Source organism: Coprococcus intestinihominis, from assembly GCF_040096555.1.
Classification (GTDB): Bacteria; Bacillota; Clostridia; order Lachnospirales; family Lachnospiraceae; genus Coprococcus_A; species Coprococcus_A intestinihominis.
Genome location: NZ_JBBMEK010000146.1, coordinates 1 through 8,253, shown reverse-complemented (window position 1 = coordinate 8,253; position 8,253 = coordinate 1). Strand labels below are relative to the sequence as shown.

At 40.2% G+C, this 8,253-nt stretch carries 9 protein-coding genes; all 9 read right to left on the bottom strand.

Annotation, left to right across the window (positions count from 1 at the left end):
• Positions 1 to 120: 120 nt before the first annotated feature.
• Positions 121 to 489, bottom strand: coding sequence for an IS66 family insertion sequence element accessory protein TnpB (locus WMO25_RS11365; RefSeq protein WP_349085415.1), 369 nt, complete (start codon positions 487 to 489; stop codon positions 121 to 123).
• 145 nt (positions 490 to 634) lie between these two features.
• Entirely contained in the window at positions 635 to 1,135 is a 501-nt protein-coding gene (locus WMO25_RS11360; protein ID WP_349085414.1) for a hypothetical protein, read from the bottom strand.
• 468 nt (positions 1,136 to 1,603) lie between these two features.
• Positions 1,604 to 2,290, bottom strand: a complete 687-nt coding sequence (locus tag WMO25_RS11355; RefSeq protein WP_349085413.1) for a hypothetical protein — start codon at positions 2,288 to 2,290, stop codon at positions 1,604 to 1,606.
• Between the two features lie 87 nt (positions 2,291 to 2,377).
• Positions 2,378 to 3,355, bottom strand: coding sequence for an RHS repeat domain-containing protein (locus WMO25_RS11350; protein WP_494337440.1), 978 nt, complete (start codon positions 3,353 to 3,355; stop codon positions 2,378 to 2,380).
• A gap of 6 nt (positions 3,356 to 3,361) precedes the next feature.
• Positions 3,362 to 4,591 carry a hypothetical protein gene (locus tag WMO25_RS11345; protein ID WP_349085411.1) on the bottom strand — a complete coding sequence of 410 codons (1,230 nt, stop codon included), beginning with the start codon at positions 4,589 to 4,591 and terminating at the stop codon, positions 3,362 to 3,364.
• The gene (locus WMO25_RS11340; protein ID WP_270515431.1) at positions 4,573 to 5,181 is read right to left on the bottom strand and encodes a hypothetical protein; all 609 of its coding nucleotides are present in this window, start codon (positions 5,179 to 5,181) and stop codon (positions 4,573 to 4,575) included. The genes WMO25_RS11345 and WMO25_RS11340 overlap by 19 nt, the downstream gene beginning before the upstream one ends.
• Before the next feature lie 498 nt (positions 5,182 to 5,679).
• Positions 5,680 to 6,024: a hypothetical protein gene (locus tag WMO25_RS11335; RefSeq protein ID WP_349085410.1), complete on the bottom strand. Its 345-nt coding sequence runs from the start codon at positions 6,022 to 6,024 to the stop codon at positions 5,680 to 5,682.
• 195 nt (positions 6,025 to 6,219) lie between these two features.
• Complete coding sequence (locus WMO25_RS11330; RefSeq protein ID WP_349085409.1) at positions 6,220 to 6,702, bottom strand: hypothetical protein; 483 nt, start codon at positions 6,700 to 6,702, stop codon at positions 6,220 to 6,222.
• A gap of 24 nt (positions 6,703 to 6,726) precedes the next feature.
• Positions 6,727 to 8,253, bottom strand: a 1,527-nt coding sequence (locus tag WMO25_RS11325; RefSeq protein WP_349085408.1) for an RHS repeat domain-containing protein, incomplete at its 5' end; no start/stop codon positions are given.

Sequence of the window (8,253 nt, the reverse complement as noted above, 5' to 3'; positions counted from 1 at the left end):
CCTCATCTTTTTTGCGAAGAAGAGAGTAAATATCGCTATATCCAGAAAAGATGAGGATAAAAATACTCTGAGGATAATCCGGGGGCCAGATAAACTTTTTTAAACTGTGAAACAGCGGCATCATTCAACATGACTAAATGCCTCTACCAGACAACGGAGCAACTGGGGAGAAACTGAAGAAAATATATCTGCCGAAAGCCCATGTCCGTTTTTGATACACATCACTGGAACTTCGGGCACAGTTGCTGTTCTTTCCGCTTTTAGACGCGAAAGTTCAACGAAAGCAGGCTTTTCTGCCTCAGGAAGCTGATCCAGGCACATCTGCCGGACCCTTTTCAGTCGATAATAGTAGTTGGCTTTTGTAATGTTATTTTGCTCACACCAGGTCGATACATCCATACCTTCCGGACGGTTCTGACATTCTCTGATCTGTTCTGCCCAGTGCATAAGGCGGACCTGCTGTGCAACCAGACTGGTTTGCTCTGCCATAGTGAATACCTCCACAAATGATAGTCAGTCTAAAAAGTTGAGTCACTCAACTTTTTAGACGAGTTCAACTTTGTTTGATCTAAATTATGGCACAAATAGAAACTGATAAAAAGGTACTCAGTTTTCACCGTTTACCATCCACGTTTTAATGTATCCTTTCTATTCTCCATTCTTTTCGTCCTCGATAATAATACACTCTCTTTCTATATACTTTTTTCCCTTTCCTTATAATCTGATTAGAAATTAAAGTACGTTTAAAACTATTTTTTACCGATTTTGACGATTTAGTTTTTAAAGGGTCTGAATTAAAAATTCTACTTGTAATAGCACCTACAAATTCTCTTCCCGCATTTTCAACTACATCCATCACATTATTAGCAACTTTATCATAATTCGTCTTATGTGGCAAATTAAGTCTTTCACTAATATTTAATGAAGAAGCCGTCCATGCTATCGCTGCATTAAATGCAATACTCTTTGGTTCTTCACCATCATATATGCCTTTACCAGTCGTATAAATTACATTGACTGCTCTAGCTATATTTTTAACCGGAATCAAATTGATAATAAACCCTGCTGCAAAATCACTCAGATAATCTTTTGTTGTATATTCCTGACCTGTTGCAGATGTTGCTGCCCACGTCAAAAATGTACCTACAGCCGCACCTATCAGTGCCGGAATTACTACATTCCAAAACTGACCATTCTCATCTTCCCTATAAACAGGATTATGTTAAAAAGGTACTCGGGTTCTACCGTTTACTCCTTTTCTGCGGCAGGTTCATGGTTTCTCTTTACAATGTAAGCATATCAAAAAAAGCAGAAGATATCTAATCCTTTTAGAATAAATATCTTCTGCTTTAAGTTAATGACATTGTTATTGGCATCCTTTTCAGGTAAACCGCCTCTTATCTCTTTCATGACTTTCTCCCCCTGGCATAACCAAATCTTTTTGAGGCAGCAGCCAATTCTGCTGCCTCTTAATTATATCATCTCCTTTTGCGCTTTGAAAAGATATGCCAGTACATTAAATCGTATGTTTAGAGTGTCAGGCACCAATGTATTTTTCCATCTTGTGGCACACCACCTTTTATTTCTTCCATAACTTCAGCTCCTACATTGGTATCTGTTCTTCTGGTTTATTGTCCTCTAATTCAATATGCCACTCTGCCATTTTCATTACAAAATAATTTTTATCAACATGTCCATAAAAAACATTTTCACCGCACATCTCTCTCTTATCTTCTAAATATATTCTGATGACATCATGCCGTTGAAACAAACATCGCCACATCATAATAATAAAAGGCAATCCTGAAAACATTGCACACAAAAAAGAAATTCGTTCGCTCCATGCTTCTACCGGAAATGGTGATTGCATAAAGGAATCTTTTATTCTTCTGGGGCAAAAAACTGCACATGCATTTGTTTCTTTCCAGGTTTCTTCCGTCCTTTTATCTAATTGTCCTTGCCCTTTATGTACAATTCTTTTCGTCTTGAATTTATCCCACTCAATTATTTTTTCTTTCTTACTTTTATTGATAACTGTAATTCCTCTCGCATCCAACCGATAAACAATATTATTCGCTGTTGTTAGTGCAAAAAAGGTTACCTTCATCATTCCAGTAATAAAGAAAAGGAAAAAAAGCATAGCTCCTATTGTTCCTATGTCCAATTGTCCACGTATTAGTTCCATCCGACCATCATATATCATCTTCGCTATACATCCTAAGCATACGAACAGAATAACAATATAAAGTAGCTTTTCTTTCAGACTATCTTTTCCTGATCTTATTTCCATTTGAGTCTCCTACGTCTCACTGCTCAAGAGATATTGAAATACTGACAATATCTCTTGAGCATCCATTAATGCCCAGTACACTTATAATCACATATATATGCGACTATAATAAATACGTCCTCTATATCTATACTGTATTTCATGATAGGCTATTCTTCCTCTTTTCACAAGCCGATTTCTCAACACTTTATAATCATTATTAACTTTTGAATTTTTCCTGCTCGCTGATGTTTTTCTTGCTTGCTTTCCTGCAGAAGTAATTAGTGAATATGCCATTTCAAATGGTGCATTTATAGCCGTTTCTATTACTTTTTCTTTAAGCAACTCTTCTTTCAATAAACCTAATTTCCCATATTTTGCAACATCTGGCGTAGCCAAAGACAATATAGCAGAACCTAGACTTTCTTTTGTGTTTCCGCCCTTTATAAATTCTCCTATAACAGAAACTCCTTTGCTTACTCCACCTTTAATCACATCCTTATACACATAGAATCTACTTACCTCTTTTATCTCCCAAGCTGGTATAATCGCACTTAATGCCCCAACTGCAGCATCTACAACAGCATCTTTCCATCCATAATCCTGGCCTGTCACCTTTGACGCAATAAATGAAATACCCACATTAGTTACTGCACCAATGATACCCATTGCTACAAACTGTGCAATCTCGCCATCATCGTCTTTCTTATTTACAGGATCATTGTCACCGTACACATATAAGTTCTTATCCCACAACGACATCGGATTGTCTAACATGATGGAGATATCATCCGCACTGATAAACCTGCAGATCTCTGGCTGATAGTATCGGCTCTTCAGATAGTACATCCCCGTCTCTTCATCATAATAGTACCCCTTAAATCTGTACGGGTTGTCCTTACCAAGTGTCTCTGCCAGGCTGCCTGTGATTCCCAATAGTCTTCCCCAACTGTCATATCTGTAGTTTACTACAGCCGCGCCATTGGCGTCAACCAGTCCTGTGATCGTCATCAGGCCGTCACGGATATAATAGTAATCGGCCCCTTTATAACGGATCGCCATCAGCTGGCCACTGCCGTCATACAGGTAATGCTACCATATGCCGTTCTTCTTTTCCGACAGGACACTGCCGCCTGCTGTCAGATATTCTGTTGTCACGCCGTTCACTGTCTTGGATGTCCGGATGCCGGATGCATCATACGTATATGTTGCTGCCAGTCCGTTGCCTGTCACTTTCTGAAGCTGGCTGCCTTTTGTCCAGCTGTAAGTATAATTACCATCACTGAGCAGATTTCCGTTGGCATCATAAGTGAAGTTTCTTGTCCTGCCGTCCATGGTCACTGCTGTCAGCTGATCTTTCCATACATTGCTGTAGACAAATTGCTTCTCTACGGTTCCTTCGCCTTCTGGCTCTCCGCTTTCTGGAACAGGATAACTACGTACTTCTGTCAGATTACCGCCTTCATTATACCAATACCGGAAAATGCGGCTCTGTGTTCGATCCACCTCCATGACAAGTTGTCCTTGTGCATCATATTCATATTCACTCGGCGCATACTTACCTCCTCTGGATATTCTCGACACATTCCCCAGGGTATTATAACTATAAGACAGACTGGAAGTCTGATCACTATTACCATTCCGTATACACGCAACTCTTCCTGTCTCTCCGCCATCTGGGGCTTTCATATACTCGTAAATGGTTGTATGTTTTCCGCCATTTCTCTTAATGGCTGAAAGTCTTCCCAGCTTGTCAAAGGTCTTTTCTATTTTTGCGCTGCCACAGATGACAGTTGTTTCACGGCTGTCCGCATCATAGGCTCTTGTCACGGTTCGCACGCCATCCGGTGTGGTCTGTACTTCCTTCACCAGACAGTCATTGGCATCATAGGTGTATCTGTAAGCAGTACCATCATCAAAGACAGCCTCACACAGCCTGTCTGTCAGGTCATAACCGTAAGTACAGGATTTACCTGACACCTGTCCGTCCACAAATCGGGCGATACGGCCCAGTTTGTCATAGATATACCGGCCAATGGTATAACTTGTGCCGTCTTTTGATGCTTTCACTTCTGTCACACGGTCAAGATTATCATAAGTGTAAGCAACTTCCCAGCCGTTGGCATAGGTGCTCTTTAAGAGATTGCCGTTCTTTGCCTCATAATCATGGCTGACTGCCGCCTTTCCGGCAATGGACACGCTCTTTCTGTTGCCAAATCCGTCATAGGCAAAGGTATAGTCAAAACCGTTATGGGTGATCTTGGTCAGACGTTTCTTGTGATATTGTAGTCCATGTCTACACACTAAATTTGTTCTTTCCAAGGAGGTATTTCCTCAGGTTTATTATCCTCCAATTCTATATGCCATTCTTTCATTTTCTCCATAAAAACCTTTTCATCCACGACAGAATAATAACACCCATCCTCTTTACAAGCCTCTGGTTCTGCTGCAAAATAAATATATATTATACTCAATGGTCGAAACAAAAATGGAAATTGCTCTACAAATTCTGCTCCTTTTTCTACTGTTGTATATTTTTCAGTTTGTACAAAAGGATTGTTCCACACAGATTTGTTGTTTATTTTTCGTTTTGTCAACAATACACACTTCTTGGCTTCATAACCCAACACCTCTCGACAGTCTGCCTTATACAAAATTCGTTTTGTTTTTAACTGCTCCCATTTATATTTCTTCTTCAATAAACCATTAAACCAAACTAAACAACAACCCTTTTCATCTAAAATAACGGTTTCACCTGTATGTAAAATCACTAAAAAAATGACAACTAAAGATATTCCAAACTCAATCAAAATTTCTTTTAATGTTGATGCATTAATATAAAATAAAATCATTGCAAACTCTATAATACCTGCCTCATATAGTAATGCCTTTTTTATTGGTTTAATAATCAATACAATCCCCTTCTTATGACTACACACATTCTTTCTCCATAGCGCCTGCCTTCAGAAGATTTCCTCATGTATCATAACCGTATATCACCTTACTAAATTTGTTCTTTCCATGGAGGAAGTTCTTCTTTTTCTTCGGCCAGCTCAACATGCCATTCGGCCATTTTCTGTCGAAAAGTTTTTTCATCTATTTTTTCATAAAACCAACATCCATCTGTATCACATTCCTGCGGTTTCGCGCTCAGATAAATGTAAATAATGTCTAACGGACAAAAAAAGCCATAAATAAAACCTTTAATACTTGCTATATGATAAACACTATTATACTTAAGTGGATTGTAGCGACTACTCCTATACCTATTACTGCAATAAAATATTTATCCACATCTCTACAATACTTAATAACCATTTGATTTTCTCCCCTTCATGGGAAATCCAAAAATTTTTTTAAATCAGATTTCCCACTTACATTAACTTTCATAATAACTAATCACTCATTATTTACCATGCATGAAAATTATTATTCTTAAAATTCCAACTGTTAATAATAGGATCCATCGGTGTCAACGGTCTGATATTGCCTTTACGGCTTGATGGAGGTGCTGGCGTCTTTTTGCTATTGTTATTACTTCCCCCATTAGTCCCTGTCGATTTTTTAGTGCTGCCGGAACTTCTCTTATTATTTGTATTGGAAGTAAGTATCGTATCACCCACCGCATATGCTAATGAATTGATCAATTCATATGGAATTGTGTTTACAAATGTATAAATAGCAAAATCTCCTAAAGTTTCTTTTGCCAATCCAGTTGCCTGTAATCTCAAGTATTCGCCCCAGCTATCATACACGGATTTGCCTGTGTACTAAGGGCATAGACCTTCTTCTGGGTCACAGTGCCGCCTGCATCTCTGGTATAAATAATCGTTTTGTTTAAATGAACCACTGCCTCTTTGCCGAATTTGCAAAATATATTTCTCCATGGTGAAGGGATGCCCCGCAAGAATGCGGGGCATTAAAAATATTAACCACTATACTCAGACTTCTTACAAAACCTTATTGTAAAACAAATTTATCAACCTGTCTGCATATTTACCCAAGCCCGAATATTCATCCTGTGCTACATTGAAAAAAACTAACGGAAGTCCTGACAATATAGCATATATGATTACAATTCTTCGAATCATCCTCGGAATATCCCCTAATACAAGATAAATACTTATCAAAGCACCTATAACTACTGCCCCTGTTACTATTAGAATCCACGCAATCCATTCATACATCACTGCTCTGACACGTGTTTCCCGAAATGGCTTCTTAAAACGATATCCCCATCCTAGCTTTGTCCAATCAGTTATTCCTTTCTTTCTAATGTGATAGGCATTATTTCTATACACTCCAGGTAAAGGAGGCCATTTTAAATCATCCCTATGACATCCTGAATACCCATCTGTATCACTAGCTCTTATATAGTAAAGATCTATTTCCAAAATAACTATAATTACAATATAAATTACAAACTGTATCACCTGAAGTGCCCCCTTATATAAATTTTAAAATAAAGGAATTACTTTTTTTAACACCATAGTTACCATAGACATTCTAAAAGAAGTTCTTCCCGCTTTTTTATAATTAGCAGAAACAACCTTTTTTAAATTCCTGCTACTTCGAACCAAATATCCTGCTGCCTTACTCGTGGACCATCTACGTTCCCGTATTCCTTTTATCGCTCTCTGGTATATTTTTCGTGCCTTCGTAACCTCACTACCTTTATGCAATAAACCATTTCCACCTCTAGCACCTGAAACAGCACCTAATGTAAAGGAAACATTTACTTGCATCCAGTCAATATCTTTTACTCCCTGCATGCCTTTGCCACTCTCTTTTACTTGTGTAATCACATCCGTAGCAGCCGCCACAGCACCTGATACATATGCCTGCCCCAATGCTCCAAGTCCCGTTGCTCCCACAGCACCAGTAATCGCACCGCCTACTGCTGCCAGCAGAACACCATCGCCTAACTCTCTACCCGAAATTGCATTGTCAATAACCTGTGTCGCTGCACCAATTGCCGCACCTACCGCTGCTCCGGCCAGTACAAATCCCCATAAAGCACCATCCATATCTCGACGTACAATCGGATTGTTATCGCAATAAGCATACAGATTTTTGTCCGTTAAAGCCATCGGTGTAATTCTTGTCAGCTCAGGCTCATCCGCACTAATAAACCTGCAGATCTCCGGCTGATAATAACGGCTCTTCAGATAGTACATCCCCGTCTCTTCATCATAGTAGTACCCCTTAAATCTGTACGGGTTGTCCTTTCCAAGTGTCCCTGCCATGCTGCCTGTGATGCCGGTCAGTATACCCCAACTGTCATATCTATAGTTTACTACAGCCACACCATTGGCGTCAACCAGTCCTGTGATCGTCATCAGGCCGTCACGGATATAATAGTAATCCGCACCCTTATATCGGATGGCCATCAGCTGTCCGCTGCCGTCATACAGGTAATGCTGCCATACACCGTTCTTCTTCTCGGACAGGACACTGCCGCCCGCTGTCAGGTATTCTGTTGTAGTGCCGTTCACCTTCTTGGATGTCCGGATGCCCGATGCGTCATAGGTATAGACTGCCTCTAAGCCATCACCTGTCACTTTCTCAAGCAGGCTTCCCTTTGTCCAACTGTAGGTATATTTCCCGCCATTCAGTAGGTTGCCGTTGGCATCATAGGTGAAGTTCCTTGTCTTCCCGTCCATTGTAACCGATGCCAGCTGGTCTTTCCATGTGCTGTCATAGGCAAAAGTTTTAAGGACAGTCCCTGTTCCTTCCGGTCCGCCCTCTGCCCCTGCCGGGTAACTGCGCACTTCCGTCAGGTTGCCGCCGGCATCGTACTGATAGCCGAGATACAGCTTCTTATCCGGGTCATATTCACGGGTCAGCTGTCCCTGGTCATCATAGGTATAAGTATGGCTGTCTGCACTGCCGTTTTCTGTGGCTTTCGACACATTGCCCCAGGCATCATAAGCATACTCCCATGTGCCGCTGCCGTTTTTCACAGTCTTTATCCGTCCTGTCTG

Excerpts from the sequence above, each read along its gene's own strand:
- WMO25_RS11365 (WP_349085415.1), bottom strand. The coding sequence starts at position 489 with ATGGCAGAGCAAACCAGTCTGGTTGCACAGCAGGTCCGCCTTATGCAC.
- WMO25_RS11355 (WP_349085413.1), bottom strand. The coding sequence starts at position 2,290 with ATGGAAATAAGATCAGGAAAAGATAGTCTGAAAGAAAAGCTACTTTAT.